This window comes from Mumia spirodelae (genome assembly GCF_050632745.1).
GTDB lineage: Bacteria > Actinomycetota > Actinomycetes > Propionibacteriales > Nocardioidaceae > Mumia.
Genome location: NZ_JBODSD010000001.1, coordinates 1,277,581 through 1,294,442, shown reverse-complemented (window position 1 = coordinate 1,294,442; position 16,862 = coordinate 1,277,581). Strand labels below are relative to the sequence as shown.

The following is a 16,862-nucleotide window of genomic DNA, read 5'->3' as shown; positions in this document are numbered from 1 at the left end:
TCTGTCCGCGGCTACCCTAACCGGGCGCTGCCGAAGGGGTGGGACCTTTCGCGGATTCTCCCGCGCATCCCGCCCCCCGAGCCCCGGCCTTCAGTCCAGCAGCACGAGGTCGTCGCGGTGGACCAGCTCCCGCTCGTACTCCGCACCGAGCTCGGCGGCCAGGTCGTGGGTCGAGCGGCCGATCATCTTCGGCAGCTCGGTGCTGTCGTAGTTCACCAGCCCGCGCGCCACGGCCGTCCCCGTCTCGTCGACGAGATCGACCGGGTCGCCAGCCTCGTACGACCCCTCCGTGCCGACCACACCGGCCGGGAGCAGCGACGCGCCGCGCTCCACGACGGCCCTGACGGCGCCCGCGTCGAGGACCAGCGATCCCTTCCCGGTGGTGGCGTGCGCGAGCCAGAGCAGCCGTGTGGGCCGCCTGCGCCCCGTCGGGTGGAACGTGGTGCCGACCTCGCGGCCCTCGAGCGCGGCATTGACGTCCGCAGCGCTCGTGAGGAGCACCGGGATCCCGGCGCCGGTGGCGATCCGGGCGGCCTCGACCTTGGTCACCATGCCGCCGGTGCCGACCTTGGACGGGCTCGGCTTCGCGATGTCGAGACCCTCGAGGTCGCGGTCGCCGTGCACGTGGCGCACCAGGCGAGCCCCGGGGACGGCAGGGTTTCCGTCGTACAGCCCGTCGACGTCGGAGAGCAGGACGAGCCGGTCGGCGTGGACGAGGTGCGCGACGAGCGCGGCGAGCCGGTCGTTGTCTCCGAACCGGATCTCGCTGGTCGCCACGGTGTCGTTCTCGTTGACGACCGGGACCACGCCCAGGTCGAGGAGGCGCGCGAGGGTCCGGTACGCGTTGCGGTAGTGCGTCCGGCGTACGACGTCGTCGACGGTGAGCAGGACCTGCCCGACGACGAGGTCGTGACGCGCGAACCGCTCGGTGTAGCGGGCCACGAGCAGCCCCTGCCCGACGCTCGCGGCGGCCTGCTGCGTCGCGAGGTCGCGCGGACGGGTGGTCAGCGACAGCGGGGAGAGCCCGGTGGCGATCGCGCCGGAGCTCACGAGGACGACCTCGTCACCGCGTGCTCGCGCGCCGGCGAGGGCGTCGACCAGCGTGTGCAGGCGCGCCAGGTCGAGCCCGCCCTGCGTGGAGCTGAGCGACGACGAGCCGACCTTGACGACGATCCTCACCGGGTGGTCCTCACGCGTCCTCGTCCTCGTCGTCGGCGGGCGTGAGCTCGTCGGTCCACAGGCTCTCCGGTGCGACGCGTCCGCTGTCGCGCGCCTCGCGGGCGGTCCGCTCGAACTCGCGCTTGCGGGCGAGGTCGTCGCGGCGCTGCTTGTTGGTACGGCGGTGGTTCTCGATCAACCGGTCGTCCTCGCCGCGGCGCGAGCCGAGGAGCTCCGCACCGGCCTCGACCTGCGGGTCGAAGTCGAACACGACGGCGTCGTCCACGCTGCCGATGACGACGTCGTCGCCCGCCTCGGCACCCATCGCCACGAGCCGGTTCTCGACGCCGAGACGGTTGAGCCGGTCGGCGAGGAAGCCGACGGCCTCGTCGTTGGTGAAGTCGGTCTGACGGACCCAGCGCTCGGGCTTCTCGCCACGGACGACCCACTGGCCGTCGATCCGGGTGACGGTGAAGTCGTCCCCGCCGTCGGCCGAGCGCGGGCGCAGCACGATGCGGGTCGCGGGCGCGGGCGCCACGGCCTTGCGCGAGGATGCGACGACCTCCGCCATCGCGTACGACAGCTCCTTGAGCCCGGCGTGCGAGGCGGCGGAGATCTCGTACACGTCGAGGCCCCGCTCCTCCAGCTCGCCGCGGACGAACTCGGCGATCGTCTTCGCGTCGGGCACGTCGACCTTGTTGAGGGCGACCAGACGCGGGCGGTCCTCGAGGCCGCCGTACGCCGCGAGCTCGTTCTCGATGACGTCGAGGTCGCTGAGCGGGTCGCGACCGGGCTCGATCGTGGCGCAGTCGATGACGTGGACGAGGGCCGCGCAGCGCTCGACGTGGCGCAGGAAGTCGTGCCCGAGGCCGCGTCCCTCCGCCGCTCCCTCGATCAGGCCGGGGACGTCGGCGACGGTGTAGGTCACGTCACCGGCGACCACAACACCGAGGTTGGGGACCAGCGTGGTGAACGGGTAGTCGGCGATCTTGGGCCGGGCGCGCGAGAGTGCGGCGATGAGGCTCGACTTGCCTGCGCTCGGGAAGCCGACCAGACCGATGTCGGCGACGACCTTGAGCTCGAGCGAGATCGTGAGCTCGTCGCCCGGCTCGCCCTTGAGCGCGAATCCCGGCGCCTTGCGCTTGCTCGAGGCGAGGGCCGCGTTGCCGAGCCCTCCCCGGCCGCCCTCGGCGACGACGAGCTCGGTGCCGGGCCCGACCATGTCGGCGAGCACCTCGCCGTCGACGCCGCGCACCACGGTCCCGTCGGGGACGGGGAGCACGATGTCCTCGCCCTGGGAGCCGCTGCGGTTGCCGCCGCTGCCGTGGTGGCCCTTGCCGGCCCGGCGGTGCGGCTCGTGGTAGTAGTCGACGAGCGTGGTCACGTCGGAGGAGACGCGCAGCACGACGTCACCGCCACGACCGCCGTTGCCGCCGTCGGGGCCGCCGAGCGGCTTGAACTTCTCTCGGTGCACCGAGGCGATGCCGTTGCCGCCGTCGCCACCCTTGACGTGCAGGGTCACCTTGTCGACGAACGTCGGGACTGCCATCCGTGCCACCTCCTCCTACGCCGCGCTCGACTCGCGCTGCTGCGCGGTGTCGTACGACGCGCGCGGGCGACGTCGTACGACGGTGCTGTAACGAGACGAGGGGCGAGCCCGCGTCATGCGGACCCGCCCCTCGTCGTGGAAGTCCTTCAGGTCACTCCGCCGGGACGATGTTGACCACGCGACGGCCACGACGCGTGCCGAACTCGACCGCACCCGCGGCGAGGGCGAACAGCGTGTCGTCGCCACCACGGCCGACGTTGGTGCCCGGGTGGAAGTGCGTGCCGCGCTGGCGGACGATGATCTCGCCGGCGCTGACCTGCTGCCCGCCGAAGCGCTTCACACCGAGGCGCTGGGCGTTGGAGTCACGGCCGTTCTTGGTAGAAGCGGCGCCCTTCTTGTGTGCCATGTGCTCGAGCCTACTTTCGCGTCACTTCGAGATGCCGGTGATCTTGACCTGGGTGTAGTGCTGGCGGTGACCCTGGCGCTTCTTGTAACCGGTCTTGTTCTTGTACTTCTGGATGATGATCTTGGGGCCCTTGGTGGCGCCGAGGACCTCGGCGGTCACCGAGACCTTCGCGAGCGAGTCGGCGTCCGAGGTCACCGCGTCGCCGTCGACGAGCAGCACGGCGGGGAGCTCGAGGGACTCACCGACCGAGGTCTGGACCTTGTCGATCTCGATGACGTCGCCGACCGCGACCTTCTGCTGCTGGCCGCCACTGCGCACGATCGCGTACACCGCCGACTCACATCCTCACTCGTTGCTGCTCCGCTGTCGGAGCTGGGCTGTCCAAAACTTAGGGGTGGTGCCACCACCAGGCACGAAGCACTGTCCGGGCACACAGACCGGCGCGCACACAGGCGCGCCGATCATCTAGTCTACGGAGTCTCCCCGTCGCCGGTCAAAACGGGGTCGGGGTCTCCTCCGTCGAGCGTACCGGGTGCTTCCACACCGGCCGCCTCCTCCGCTCGGGCGCCCGCCTCGGTGGGCTCCGACGGGGCGTCGAGCGAGAGCGCGTCGACCGGGGCCTCCGGCGCTGCAGCGGCCTCCTGCGGCGCGTCGGACGACGCGCCGGCCGCACTTCCGCTGCGGCGACGACGACGCTTGCGCGGGGCGCTGGGCTCCGCGTCCTGGGCCGGGACGGCCTGCGGGGACTCCGAGGAGTCGGCGGCGGCGTGCTCGGGGGCCTCCGTCTGCGACGCGTCGGCGACGACGGCGTCCTCGCGCGTCGGCTCCTCGACGGCGGGCGTCGGCTCCTCCGCCTGGGGCTCCTCGTGCTTGGGCTCCTCGTGCTTGGGGCCCCTCTTGCCCTTCGGCTCGTTGCCCTTGCCCTCGTTGCCCTTGCCGGACTTCTGGCCGTCGTCGTTGCGACCGCGACCGCGTCCACCGCGACCCCGGCGGTTGTCGTCGGACGACTTCTTGGGCTCGACAGGGTGGTCGTGGAGGACGAGCCCGCGGCCGTGGCAGTGCTCGCACGGCTCGCTGAAGGCCTCGAGCAGGCCCGTGCCGATGCGCTTGCGCGTCATCTGGACCAGGCCGAGGGACGTGACCTCGGCGACCTGGTGGCGGGTCCGGTCCCGGCCGAGGCACTCCACGAGCCGGCGCAGCACGAGGTCACGGTTGCTCTCGAGCACCATGTCGATGAAGTCGACGACGATGATGCCGCCGATGTCACGGAGCCGGAGCTGACGGACGATCTCCTCCGCCGCCTCGAGGTTGTTCTTGGTGACCGTCTCCTCGAGGTTGCCTCCGGAGCCGGTGAACTTGCCGGTGTTGACGTCGACGACCGTCATCGCCTCGGTGCGGTCGATGATGAGCGACCCGCCGGAGGGCAGCCAGACCTTGCGGTCCAGCGCCTTCGCGATCTGCTCGTCGATCCGGTGCGCCGAGAAGACGTCGCCGGACTCCGAGCCGTTCCAGGTCTCGACCCGGTCCTTGAGGTCGGGGGCGACGTGGCTCACGTAGCCCTCGATCATCTCCGAGGCGTCGGCCCCTTCGACGACCAGCCGGGAGAAGTCCTCGTTGAAGAGGTCGCGGACGACCTTGATCGTGAGGTCGGGCTCGCCGTACAGCAGCTGCGGGGCGGAGCCCGAGGCCGCCTTCTTCTCGATGTCCTTCCAGCGGGCGTCGAGCGCCTCGACGTCGCGGGTCAGCTGGTCCTCGGTCGCGCCCTCGGCGGCGGTCCGGATGATCACGCCGGCGTCCTCGGGGAGGATGCCCTTGAGGAGCGACTTCAGACGGTTGCGCTCGGTGTCGGGCAGCTTGCGCGAGATGCCGCTGGTCTGGCCGCCGGGGACGTACACGAGGAAGCGTCCCGGCAGGCTGATCTGGCTGGTGAGGCGGGCGCCCTTGTGCCCGATCGGGTCCTTCGACACCTGGACGAGGACCGACTGGCCGGACTTGAGGACCTCTTCGATCTTGCGCGGCTTGCCGTCGCCGAGCTTGCTCCAGTCGACCTCGCCGGCGTACAGCACCGCGTTGCGGCCCTTGCCGATGTCGACGAACGCGGCCTCCATGGAGGGCAGGACGTTCTGGACGCGTCCCAGGTAGACGTTGCCGATCATCGAGGTCTGCGACTCGCGGGCCACGTAGTGCTCGACCAGGACGTCGTCCTCGAGCACCGCGATCTGCGTCAGGTCCTCGCGCTGGCGGATGACCATCTCGCGCTTCACCGACTCGCGGCGGGCCAGGAACTCGGCCTCGGACACGATCGGCGTACGGCGTCGGCCGGCCTCGCGCCCCTCGCGGCGGCGCTGCTTCTTGGCCTCCAGACGGGTCGAACCCGACACGCTCGTGATCTCGTCCTCCGGGCTGCGGCGCTCGCGCACCCGGACGACGGTGTTCTCGGGGTCGTCCGCGGCGGCGTCGCTGTCCTCGCCACGGCGGCGACGACGGCGGCGGCGCCGGCTGGAGGATCCGGTGCCCTCCTCGCCGCCCTCGCCCTGGTCGTCGTCGGCGGGCTCGTCGGCGGACTCGTCGTCGGTCGACGCAGCACCCTCCGCGGAGTCGTCGTCGGACTCGGCGTCGGGGTCGAGGCTCTCGACGTCCTCACCGGCGCCGGAGCGGCGACGGCGACGGCCGCCACGGCGACGGCGACGGCGGGCAGGAGCGGTGCCGTCGGCGTCGTCCGACGCGGCGTCCTCGGCGTCGGTGTCGACCTCGGATTCGTCGACCTCCGCGCGGTCGTCGCGGTCGTCGCGGTCGTCGTCGGCCCGGTCGCGCGAGCGGCGGTCGTCGTCCGTACGGCGGTCGTCCTCGGGCTCGTCGTCCTCGTCGGCACGCCGGCGGCGACGGCGCGGGGCGGTGGTCGGCTCGGGTGCCTGGAAGAGCGGGGCCACGAACGGCGACCGCGACACGGGAGCGACGGGTGCCACGTCCTCCGCAGCCGCGTCCTCGTCCTCCTCCTCGGCGTCCGCAGCCTCGGCGTCCTCGACGGCAGCCGGAGCGGCCTCGGCGGGGGCGACCGGGTCGTCGGTGACGACGGCATCCTCGTCGGCGGCCGCCTCCGTGACCGTGTCATCGGTCGGCTCGGCCGCGACCGGCGCGGGATCGGCCGGGCCGGCGGAGCGCGAGGCGGCCTTCTTGCGGGTCCGCGTCGTGCGGGTGACCTTCGGCGCCTCGGGCGCGTCGGCCTGGGGCTCGGCGGGAGTCGAGGTCGGGTCCGCGGCCGGCTCTGCGACGTCGGCGCCAGCGGCGGCCTTGCGCGCCCGGGAGGCCCGGACCGGCTTGGCGGGCTCGCTCGCCTCGGAGAAGACCGCCGCGGTCGGCGGTCCGGCGGGCCGCGAGGCGGCTCGTCGGCGGCGGGTCACCGCCGCGACGGGCTGGTCGGCGGAGGTCTCGGAAGAGGAGTCGACGTCGTCAGAGGTCGAGGTCGGCGGGTTCTGCTCGTCGAGCATGGTGCGCTCCTTCGGCCTCGCGGGCGCCGGAGCTGCTCGCGAGGCGATGTCGTCGCCGCGTGCAACGGGGTCGCACTGCGGACGCAAGCCTGCGGTCGGCCCGGGATGTCCGGGCTACGGCGACGCTCTCCACTGCTGTCGGCCTGTCACGGGCGCTCCCCTCGCCGCCGCGGTCGCCGCCGCAGGCATCGTGTGCCTACGACGCGTCGCGGTCGGTCGCGAGCGGATCGCCGACCGTGCCGGACTGCGCATCAAGAGGACCCTGCGCCGTCCGGGTGGCCACGGGGACCTCCGATGGCGCAAGACCCGCGATGGCGCGGAGTCCGGCGAGAACATCGTCGGGTCGTACGGACGGGGTTCCGTGTCGCACGACCAGGTCCAGTATCGCACACCCGCCCTGAGCGTCCGGGGACCTCCGGCTCGCCAGCCGCACCACGGCGGCCCGGCTGTCGAACGTCCGCAGGCCCTTCTTGGTCATCCGCTCGACCAGCACCTCGGGCGCGGCGAGGAAGGACTCGACCGCCGCGGCAGCCTCCTCCGGCGTCACCGAGGGCAGCTCGAGGGTCCACGCGCTCGCCTCCAGGCGGTCGGCGAGACTGCCGCTCCCCTCGCGGACCGCGACGACCTCCAGCACGTCCAGACCGGGCGGCAGCGCGGTGTCGAGGGCAGTGGCGACCTCGGCGGGGTCGAGCGGCCGGATGACCCCGATCTCGAGGTACTCCGCCTCGCTCGCGGCACCCGTCGGCGACGCGCCGGCGTACGAGATCTTGGGGTGCGGCGTGAACCCGGACGAGTGCGCGATCGGCACTCCCGCCCGCCGCACGGCGCGCTCGAAGGCACGGCCGAAGTCGCGGTGGCTGGTGAAGCGCAGCCGTCCCCGCTTCGCGTAGCGGATCCGCAGCTTCTGGACGGTCGGCAGCTGCGGGTTCGGCGCCTCGGGGTTGGCCGGGGTGCGGTCGGGGCTGGTCACCGTGCGAGCGTACCCGGCACCTCTCGGCTGCTCGGTGCGCCACCGTCCGCGTGGTGGCACCGGACCGCGACGCCGTCGAGGAGCCGTCGTACGGGCTCGGTCTCCCGGCAGAGGTCGGTCGCCGCCGGGCAGCGGCTCGCGAAGGCACAGCCGGTACGCCGTTCGGCAGGGCTGGGCGGATCGCCGAGCACGGCCGGGCGCGCGACCCGCTCGCCGGGGGTGAACGCCGGCACGGATGCGATGAGCATCTGCGTGTACGGGTGGCGGGGACGGGCCACGACCTCGTCCGCGGGGCCCTCCTCCACGATCTGGCCGAGGTACATCACGCCGATGCGGTCGGCGACGCTGCTCACGACCGCGAGGTCGTGCGCGATCAGCAGGTAGGCGAGGCCGCGCTCGGCCTGGAGGTCCGAGAGGAGGTTGAGGACCTGGGCCTGCACCGAGACGTCGAGCGAGGCCACCGGCTCGTCGAGGACGAGCAGCTTCGGATCGAGCGCGAGCGCCCGCGCGACGACCACCCGCTGGCGCTGGCCGCCGCTGAGCTCGCGCGGGTAGCGCCGCCCCATCGAGCGGTCCAGCCCGACCGCGTCGAGCAGGTCGGCGACCGGGCGCGACCCCGTACGCCCCTGGATCCGCAGCGGCTCGGCCACGGCCTCCGCCACCGTCAGCCGGGACGAGAGCGCTGCCGCCGGGTCCTGGAAGACCACCTGGGTGTGGTCGCGGACGGCGCGCAGGCCCGCGCGCCGCAGCTGCGACACCGGCTGCCCGGACCACCTCACCTCACCCGCGTCGAGCGACGTCAGCATCGCCGCCATCCGCGCGAGCGTCGACTTCCCGCACCCGCTCTCGCCGACCAGGGCGTACGTCTCCCCCGTGGCGATGCTCAGGCTCACCCGGTCGACCGCGGTCAGCCGCCCTCCGCCCGGAAGGTCGTACCCCTTCGCGACCTCGTCGACCTCGATGACGGGGCTCATGCGGCTCCTCCCTCGACCGTGACGGCGCCCGCGGCGGCGCCGGTGGCCCCCGGCCGCCAGCAGCGGCTCCAGCCGTCGGCCCCGCGTCGTACCGGCGGGGTCTCGTCGCACGCGGCGTCCGCGCTCGCGCACCGCGGCGCGAAGGCGCACCCGGCCGGCCACGCGCCCGGCAGCGGCGGTCGTCCCGGCATCGCGCTGAGGCGACGACGGCCCCCGGCGAGCACCGGGCGGCTGGCGAGCAGGCCCTGCGTGTAGGGGTGCTGCGGGGACGCGAACACCGTGGCGACCGCACCCTCCTCGACGATCTGGCCGGCGTACATGACGGCCACGCGGTCGGCGACCTCGGCGACGAGCCCGAGGTCGTGGGTGACGATGAGGGCCGCGCGGCCCTCGTCGCGCGTCGCCGAGCGGATGACGTCGAGCACCTGCGCCTGGACCGTCACGTCCAGCGCGGTCGTCGGCTCGTCCGCGACCAGCAGCGCGGGATCGTTCGCGAGCGCCATCGCGATCGCGACCCGCTGCCGCAGACCCCCGGACAGCTCGTGGGGGTACGCCCTCGCCCGCTGAGCCGGCGCCGGAACCCCGACCCGGGCGAGCATGGCGACGACGCTCTCGCGGTGGGACCGGCGCCTTCCGCCGCGGTGGAGCTGGATCGCCTCCGCGATCTGGTCCCCGATCCTCTGGAGCGGGTTGAGCGAGCCGAGGGGGTCCTGGAACACGGTGCCGACGACCCCGCCGCGGACCCGGCGCATGGTCGCCTCGTCCGCGCCCACCAGCTCCGTCCCCCCGGCGCGGACCGACCCCGAGGTGATGCGGACGCCCTTCCCTGCGAGGCCGAGTGCGGACATGCAGGTGACCGTCTTGCCGGAGCCGGACTCGCCGACGAGGCCGACCACGGTCCCCGGCTCGACGGTCAGGTCGACCCCACGGACCAGCACGACGGGATCGTCGGGCTCCCCGGCCTCGACCCACAGGTCCTCGATCTGCAGCGTCGACGTCATGGGGCCACTCCTCCGTCGATCAGGTCGGCGGCGTCCATCGCCTGGGAGCCGGACTGCCACCGCCGCCGCAGGCCGTTGCCGAGCGCGTTCGCGCACATCACCGTGACCACGATCATCAGCGCGGGCCAGGCGACGATCCACCACGCCGTCTCGAGGTACGGGGTGCCGTCGGAGACGATGTTGCCCCACGACGGCGTCGGAGGCTTCACGCCCAGCCCCAGGAACGAGAGCGCGCCCTCGATCACGACCAGCGCGCCGACCGTGAAGGACCAGACCACGAGGTTCGCGGGGAGCACCTGCGGCAGGACGTGGCGGCGTACGAGGTAGAGGTCGGACGCGCCGGCGCCGACGGCGGCGACGACGTATTCCTCGCTGCGGACCCGTTGAGCGATCGTGCGCGTCACCCGCGTCGGGAGCACCCAGCCGCCGAGCGTGAGCAGGGCGATCAGGACCGGGATGTCGGACCCGACGACGGCCACCGCGGCGAGCGCGATCACGAGGAAGGGGAACGCCAGCCAGACGTCGGCGACCGTCATGATCACGCGGTCCCACCAGCCTCCGCGGTAGCCCGCCACCAGGCCCAGGACGAGGCCGATCACGACCGCTCCCGTCGCTGCGCCGAAGCCGACCTCGAGCGACACGCGGCCGCCCTCGAGGGTGCGGGCGAGCATGTCGCGACCGAACGCGTCGGTCCCGAACGGACGTCCTTCGATCGCGCCGGGGAGCCAGGCCGGTGGGGCGAGGCGGTCCCCGAGCGCCTGCTGCCCCGCGTCGGGGCCGAGCAGCACTGGTCCCAGGAAGCACGCGACGACCACGAGGCCGAGGACGCCGACCGACGTCCAGAGCCGCAGGTCGGGTCCGCGGCGCCTCATGCGCGTGCTCGCGTCGTCCGCGGGTCCAGGACCCGGATGAGGGTGTCGCCGACGATGTTGACGGTCACGACGAACACCCCGATGACGAAGACGCAGGCCTGGACCAAGGGGTAGTCCCGGGCGAAGATCGCATCCACCAGCTCCTTGCCGATGCCGTCGTAGGCGAAGAGGACCTCGACGACGACCGCGCCGGAGATCAGGTACGAGAGCTCGACGACGAGCGCCGCCGCGACCGCGGGGAACGCGTTCGGCAGCGCGTGGCGCCAGAGGACGCGGCGCGCCGAGGCGCCCTTCGCCGCCGCGGTGCGCAGGAAGTCCTGGTCCTCCACCTGCTCCAGCTCCGCGGCGACCATGCGGGCCGTCCGCGCCACCGCGAACGCGGCCAGCGCGAGGGTCGGCATCACCAGCGTGGCGGGTGTCCCGCTGCCGAAGGCCGGGAGGAGACCCAGCCGGACCGCCAGCAGGTAGATCAGCAGGATGCCGAGGACGAACGTCGGCACCGCCTGCGCGAGCGTCATCGAGGAACCGACGACGGCGCGGGCGACCCGGCCGCCCCGTGCCAGCACGACGCCGCAGGGGATCCCCACGACCACCGAGGTGACCATCGTCGTCGCGAGGAGCAGGAGCGTGGCCGGAAGAGCGCCGAGAGCCGCGGGAAGTGCCGGCTCGCCGGTGAAGACGGACGTGCCGAAGTCGAGGCGTACGGCGTCGCCCAGGAACGTCGCGTACTGCACCGGCAGTGGACGGTCCAGCCCCAGCCCCTCGCGTACGGCGTCGAGCTGGTCCGGCGTGGCCGAGGCCCCGGCCAGGACTCCGGCGGGGTCGCCGCTGAGCCGGACGAGGAAGAACAGCAGCGTCAGGAGCCCGAGCAGGGTCAGGAGCAGTCGGGTCGCGACCGCTCCCGTCCGACGGGCGTGACGTGCCCAGGGCGGCGAGGCGGCGCCGTCGACCGGCGCCGCCGCCGCCCCGCCACCCGTGGTGCTCACTTCGTGACGACGATCGCCTCGACCCGGATCAGGCTGTCGCCGGAGAGCGGCAGCTCCGAGATCCGCGGGGCGACGGTGTAGAGGTTGTCCGGCCAGGCGAGGAACAGGACACCGGCCTCCTCGTTGAGGATCTTCGCCATCGCCTTGATGTCCGCCTCGCGCGCGCCCTCGTCGAGCTGGCCGGCCTGCTGGGTGAAGAGCGTCTGGTAATCGTTCACCGGGATGTGGGGCTGCTGACCCGGGAACGTCGGTCCGAACCGGTTGACCGACGTGATGTCGCGCAGGTCGTAGTAGTCGGTCTGCCAGTACAGCAGCGGGTACTCGCTCTTCTGGAGCAGCGTCGGGATGAACGCCGACAGGTCCTGGACCACGACCTCGCTCGTGAAGCCGACCGCGTTGAGGTAGCCGGCGACGGCCTCCGCCTGCGTCTTGAACAGCGCCGTCGTGGCGATCGGGAGCTCCAGGCCCTCGGCGCCGGCGTCGGCCACGAGGGACTTCGCCTCGTCCAGGTCGAACGCGTACGACGGCAGCGACGCGTCGTACCCGAGGTAGCCCTCCTGCAGGAGCTGGCTGCCGTTGGGGGTGCCGAAGCCGCCGAGCGCGGCCTCGACGAACTCCTCGCGGTTGACGGCGAGGTTGATCGCCTTGCGGACGCGGACGTCGGCGAGCTTGGGCTCGACGTCGGCGATGAGGCTCGTGATGGCCGACGAGCCGGCGGGCTTGCTCACCGTGGTGAAGCCGCTCCCCTCCAGCTGGGCCGCGACGTCGGCGGGCAGGCCGAAGGCGACGTCCACCGCACCCGTACGCAGCGCGCTCGCGAGCGTCGTCGGGTTCGGGATCGCCTGGATCGTGACGTCCTTGACCGCCTCGCTCGCGCGCCACGAGTCGTCGTTGCGGGTCAGCTCGATGAGCGTGCCGGCCTTGTAGTCGGCGACCTCGAACGGGCCGGTGCCGGCGGGACGCTCGTCCTCGAACGTCGCGGGGTCGACGATGTCGAGCAGCGTCATCCGGTTGAGGAGGATCGCGTCGGGCGTCGAGGTGACGATGCGGACGACCTCCGGCGAGACCGCCTTCGCCTCCTTCACCGTGGAGATGCGGCCCGCCACCGTCGCGTACGCCGGGTCGCCGGAGAGGACGCGGGTCACGTTGGCGACGACGGCCTCGGCGTCGAGGGCGGCGCCGCTGCTGAAGGTGACGCCCTCGCGGAGCGTGAAGTCCATCGACGTGTCGTCGACGCGCTTCCACTCCGTCGCGAGGCTCGGCTGGAGCGTGCCGGACTCGTCGAAGGTGACGAGCTGGTCGAACACCTGCTTGGTGTAGGTCCGGCCGACCGACGAGAGGGCGGCGGCGGGGTCGAGGCTGTTGCTGATCGCCGAGCTCGCGAGCGTCACGTGGGCGTCGTCGACCGCGTTCCCGCTGGCGGGCTCGTCACCTCCCCCACCGCACGCCGACAGGGCGAGCGCCAGGACGGCGACGCCGGCGAGGAGAGGCCGTGCGGCCCCTCGGGAGTTGGCTCCGACCTTGGGGAGGACACGCATCCGGTTACCACCGATCCGTCACGAAGCCGCGCAGCTCCGCAGAGGTGCGCGGCTAAACTATACGATATAGGGACGCTAGCGACGCTGAGCCGTGACGGTCAAGACCCAGGGGCCCGGGGTGAGACGAGACGACCCCCTCCGGTCGAGCGGCAACCTGCGTGAAACATTGCTCGGGTGACCTCCCCCTCTCTCGAGTCCGCCGGTAAGCGCGCGTTCGTCCTGATCTGTCTCGTTCTGCTCGCGCTCAACCTCCGGGCGTCGGTCGGCAGCGTCGGCGTCGTGCTCAACGAGATCCGCGGCGACCTCGGGATGTCGGCGACCACGGCGGGCATCCTCACCACCCTTCCCGTCATCTGCTTCGCGCTCGTCGGCTCGCTGGCCAACACGGTCGTGCGCGCCATCGGACTGCACACGACCGCCGCGGCCTCGCTCGCGGCGATCGCGCTCGGGCTCGCGGTGCGGGTGTTCGCCGACGGCAGCGGCCTGTTCCTCGTGGCGTCGGCGGTCTCGCTCGCCGGCTGCGCGATCGGCAACGTGATCCTGCCCCCGCTGGTGAAGGTCCACTTCCCCGACAAGATCGCGCTCGTCTCCTCGATCGCGGGCGCCGCCGTCGTCGGCGGCGCGACCCTGTCGTCGGGTCTGACCGTGCCGATCTCGGAGGCCACCGGCGACTGGCGCTGGGGCCTGTTCACCTGGTCCCTGCTCGCGTTCGTGACGCTGCTGCCCTGGCTGCGGCTGCTCGGCCACGACGTCCGGTCCACGGAGGACGACGACTCGCCGATCGGGCTGAGCGCGCTCGTCCGCGCGCCGCTCGCCTGGTGGATGGCGCTGTGCTTCGGCGCCCAGGCGGCTCAGGCGTACGCGCAGTTCGGCTGGTTCCCCGCGATCCTCGAGGACGCGGGCCTGAGCGACGGGTACGCCGGCAGCATGCTCGCGCTGATCACCGGCATCGGCATCCCGGCAGCCCTCGTGCTACCGGCGCTGATCGGCTGGAGCGGCGACCGGCCGTGGCTGCCCTGGTCCTTCGCCGTCCTCACCGCCGTCGGCTGGCTCGGGCTGCTGTGGTGGCCGACCGCGGCGCCGTGGCTCTGGGCGATGGTGCTCGGCGCGGGCGGCGCGGCGTTCCCGTGGGTGCTCACGATGATCGCCAAGCGGTCCCGCACGCACGAGGGCACCGTCGCGCTGTCCGGCTTCGTGCAGGGCCTGGGCTACCTGATCGCGGCGCTCGGCCCGTTCGGGACCGGCGTCCTCCACGACACGACGGGCGGTTGGGGCGCTCCGGTCGCGATGCTGGTCGCGCTCGCCGTGCTGATCGGCGTCGCAGGGACCTACGTCAGCCGGCCGCGGATGGTCGAGGACCAGCTGCCCGGGGCGTGACCCTCCGTACGGGCCCAGTCCGCGGGTTGGTCGGTGAGTGGTCACCCACGGCGTACGCGTGACCACTCACGCACCGACGGTGCAACCCCGGCCGCGTACGGCACTCAGTGAGTGCGGCCGCGTACGAGGAGGTCGTGGTCCCCGGTGAACCCGGCGCGCTCGTAGAGCGACACCGACCGTGCGGTCGGGCTGAGGACCAGGCGCACCAGGTCGGTCTCGTCGGCGAATGCCGTGACCGCCGCCATCAGCCGTCCGCCGACACCCGCGTCGCGGCGCTCCGGCACCACGTACACGTTGGCGACGTACCCCCAGTGGCTCGTCGGCGCGCCCGGTCGCGGCATCCGCTCGAACAGCATCACGTTGAGCATCCCGACCGGCGCCCCGTCGGCCTCTGCGAGCCACGCGACCCGCCGGTCAGACTCGCGCGCGAACCACGCGTCGAACCGCTCGGCGAACGTCGGGTCGTCGACCGCCCCGCGCAGCTCCTCGGTCCACCGGACGCGCAGGTCCGCCAGCGCCGGCGCGTCCACCGCCCCCGCGCGGCGGACCCGCATCAGACGACGCTCAGCGGCAGCAGCGTCCTGCCGGTGGGACCGATCTGGATCTCGGTGTCCATCTGCGGGCACACCCCGCAGTCGAAGCAGGGCGTCCAGCGGCAGTCCTCGACCTCGATGGCGCCGTCGGGATCGATCGCGTCCTGCCAGTCCTCCCACAGCCAGTCGCGGTCGAGGCCGGAGTCGAGGTGGTCCCACGGGAGCACCTCGGCGTACTCGCGCTCACGCGTCGTGTACCAGTCGAGGTCCACCGGCTCGCCGGCCAGCGCCTCGGCCGTGCTGCGCTCCCAGCGGTCGTACGAGAAGTGCTCGCTCCAGCCGTCGAAGCGGCCGCCGTCGCGCCAGACCGCCTCGATCACGCGGCCGACCCGGCGGTCGCCGCGCGAGAGCAGGCCTTCGATCGTGCCGGGCTTGCCGTCGTGGTAGCGGAAGCCGATCGCGCGGCCGAACCGCTTGTCCGACTGCACCGAGGCACGCAGCTTGCGGAGCCGCTCGTCGGTCGTCTCGTGGTCGAGCTGGCTCGCCCACTGGAACGGCGTGTGCGGCTTGGGCACGAACCCGCCGATCGACACCGTGCACCGGATGTCCTTGCGGCCCGACACCTCGCGCCCGGTCTCGATGACCTTCTTGGCGAGCTCGCCGATCTGGAGGACGTCCTCGTCGGTCTCGGTGGGGAGGCCGCACATGAAGTAGAGCTTCACCTGGCGCCAGCCGTGGGAGTACGCGGCGGCGACCGTACGGATCAGGTCCTCCTCGGTGACCATCTTGTTGATCACCTTGCGGAGGCGCTCCGAGCCGCCCTCCGGCGCGAACGTGAGGCCGGAACGGCGCCCGTTGCGGCTGAACTCGTTGGCGAGGGTGATGTTGAACGCGTCGACGCGCGTGCTCGGCAGCGAGAGCGAGGTGTTGGAGCCCTCGTAGCGGTCGCCGAGCTGCTTGGCGACCTCGCCGATCTCGGTGTGGTCGGCGCTGGACAGCGAGAGGAGGCCGACCTCCTCGAACCCGGACTTCTTCAGGCCGTTGTCGACCATCTCGCCGATCGTCTGCAGGCTGCGCTCACGGACCGGGCGCGTGATCATCCCCGCCTGGCAGAACCGGCAGCCGCGCGTGCAGCCGCGGAAGATCTCCACGGAGTAGCGCTCGTGGACGGTCTCGGCGAGCGGGACGAGCGGGTTCTTCGGGTACGGCCACTGGTCGAGGTCCATCAGCGTGTGCTTCGTGACCCGCCACGGGACGCCCGGCCGGTTGGGGGCGACACGCTGGATGCGGCCGTCGGGGAGGTAGGCGACGTCGTAGAACTTCGGCACGTAGACGCTGCCCGAGCGGGCCAGGCGCATCAGCACCTCGTCGCGGCCACCGGGACGCCCCTCGGCCTTCCACTCGCGGACCACGTCGCTGATCTTGAGGACGATCTCCTCGCCGTCGCCCAGCACGGCGGCGTCGACGAAGTCCGCGATCGGCTCGGGGTTGAACGCCGCGTGACCACCCGCGAGGACGACCGGGTCCGCGTCGGTGCGGTCCACGGCGTGCAGCGGGATGCCCGCCAGGTCGAGCGCGGTGAGCAGGTTGGTGTAGCCGAGCTCGGTCGAGAACGAGACGCCGAGCAGGTCGAACGCCCGCACCGGACGGTGGGTGTCGACCGTGAACTGCGGGATGCCGTGCTCGCGCATCGCCGCCTCCATGTCCGGGAACACCGCGTAGGTGCGCTCGGCCAGGAGCCAGTCGCGCTCGTTGAGGACCTCGTACAGGATCTGGACGCCCTGGTTGGGGAGGCCGACCTCGTACGCGTCGGGATACATCAGCGCCCACCGGACGTCGGCGGCGTCCCAGTCCTTGACGACGGAGTTGAGCTCGCCGCCGACGTACTGGATCGGCTTGCTGATCGTCGGGAGGATCGGCTCGAGCCGGTCGAAGACCGACGCGATGCGGGTGTCGTCGAGGTGCTGCGCGGACATGCTCACCAGAGTAACGAGCGGGACCCCAGCGGCC

The 16,862-nt window shown here is 72.5% G+C and carries 14 protein-coding genes; 1 reads left to right on the top strand and 13 read right to left on the bottom strand.

The annotated features are described in order from the left end of the window. Nucleotides 1-90: 90 nt before the first annotated feature. From proB to ACQSSQ_RS06280, 11 genes are all read right to left on the bottom strand, one after another. The gene (proB, locus tag ACQSSQ_RS06330) at nt 91-1,179 is read right to left on the bottom strand and encodes a glutamate 5-kinase (protein ID WP_431326186.1); all 1,089 of its coding nucleotides are present in this window, start codon (nt 1,177-1,179) and stop codon (nt 91-93) included. 10 nt (nt 1,180-1,189) lie between these two features. Beyond that, nucleotides 1,190-2,707, bottom strand: a complete 1,518-nt coding sequence (obgE, locus tag ACQSSQ_RS06325) for a GTPase ObgE (protein ID WP_431326185.1) — start codon at nt 2,705-2,707, stop codon at nt 1,190-1,192. 151 nt (nt 2,708-2,858) lie between these two features. Further along, complete coding sequence (gene rpmA, locus ACQSSQ_RS06320; protein WP_431326184.1) at nt 2,859-3,113, bottom strand: 50S ribosomal protein L27; 255 nt, start codon at nt 3,111-3,113, stop codon at nt 2,859-2,861. Nucleotides 3,114-3,134: 21 nt separating this feature from the next. Continuing rightward, nucleotides 3,135-3,443, bottom strand: a complete 309-nt coding sequence (gene rplU, locus ACQSSQ_RS06315) for a 50S ribosomal protein L21 (RefSeq protein WP_431326183.1) — start codon at nt 3,441-3,443, stop codon at nt 3,135-3,137. 140 nt (nt 3,444-3,583) lie between these two features. Then, entirely contained in the window at nt 3,584-6,601 is a 3,018-nt protein-coding gene (locus ACQSSQ_RS06310; protein WP_431326182.1) for an Rne/Rng family ribonuclease, read from the bottom strand. A 196-nt stretch (nt 6,602-6,797) separates the two neighbouring features. Further along, nucleotides 6,798-7,571 (bottom strand): TIGR03936 family radical SAM-associated protein, encoded by a 774-nt coding sequence (locus ACQSSQ_RS06305; RefSeq protein WP_431326181.1) that lies wholly within the window; start codon nt 7,569-7,571, stop codon nt 6,798-6,800. Then, the gene (locus ACQSSQ_RS06300) at nt 7,568-8,545 is read right to left on the bottom strand and encodes an oligopeptide/dipeptide ABC transporter ATP-binding protein (RefSeq protein ID WP_431326180.1); all 978 of its coding nucleotides are present in this window, start codon (nt 8,543-8,545) and stop codon (nt 7,568-7,570) included. The genes ACQSSQ_RS06305 and ACQSSQ_RS06300 overlap by 4 nt, the downstream gene beginning before the upstream one ends. Beyond that, nucleotides 8,542-9,546 (bottom strand): ABC transporter ATP-binding protein, encoded by a 1,005-nt coding sequence (locus ACQSSQ_RS06295; protein ID WP_431326179.1) that lies wholly within the window; start codon nt 9,544-9,546, stop codon nt 8,542-8,544. Before ACQSSQ_RS06295 ends, ACQSSQ_RS06300 begins: the two co-directional genes overlap by 4 nt. Next, nucleotides 9,543-10,418 (bottom strand): ABC transporter permease, encoded by an 876-nt coding sequence (locus tag ACQSSQ_RS06290; RefSeq protein WP_431326178.1) that lies wholly within the window; start codon nt 10,416-10,418, stop codon nt 9,543-9,545. The genes ACQSSQ_RS06295 and ACQSSQ_RS06290 overlap by 4 nt, the downstream gene beginning before the upstream one ends. After that, nucleotides 10,415-11,404, bottom strand: a complete 990-nt coding sequence (locus tag ACQSSQ_RS06285; protein WP_431326177.1) for an ABC transporter permease — start codon at nt 11,402-11,404, stop codon at nt 10,415-10,417. Before ACQSSQ_RS06285 ends, ACQSSQ_RS06290 begins: the two co-directional genes overlap by 4 nt. Continuing rightward, a complete protein-coding gene (locus ACQSSQ_RS06280) occupies nt 11,401-12,942 on the bottom strand; it encodes an ABC transporter substrate-binding protein (protein WP_431326176.1) in 1,542 nt (513 codons plus the stop codon). Before ACQSSQ_RS06280 ends, ACQSSQ_RS06285 begins: the two co-directional genes overlap by 4 nt. 174 nt (nt 12,943-13,116) lie before the next feature. On the opposite strand from ACQSSQ_RS06280, the gene ACQSSQ_RS06275 reads away from it, so the two are divergent. Beyond that, entirely contained in the window at nt 13,117-14,319 is a 1,203-nt protein-coding gene (locus ACQSSQ_RS06275) for an MFS transporter (RefSeq protein ID WP_431326175.1), read from the top strand. Between the two features lie 104 nt (nt 14,320-14,423). On the opposite strand, the gene ACQSSQ_RS06270 is transcribed toward ACQSSQ_RS06275, so the two are convergent. Then, a complete protein-coding gene (locus ACQSSQ_RS06270) occupies nt 14,424-14,873 on the bottom strand; it encodes a GNAT family N-acetyltransferase (RefSeq protein ID WP_431326174.1) in 450 nt (149 codons plus the stop codon). After that, nucleotides 14,873-16,828, bottom strand: coding sequence for a TIGR03960 family B12-binding radical SAM protein (locus ACQSSQ_RS06265; RefSeq protein ID WP_431326173.1), 1,956 nt, complete (start codon nt 16,826-16,828; stop codon nt 14,873-14,875). Before ACQSSQ_RS06265 ends, ACQSSQ_RS06270 begins: the two co-directional genes overlap by 1 nt. Nucleotides 16,829-16,862 lie beyond the last annotated feature (34 nt).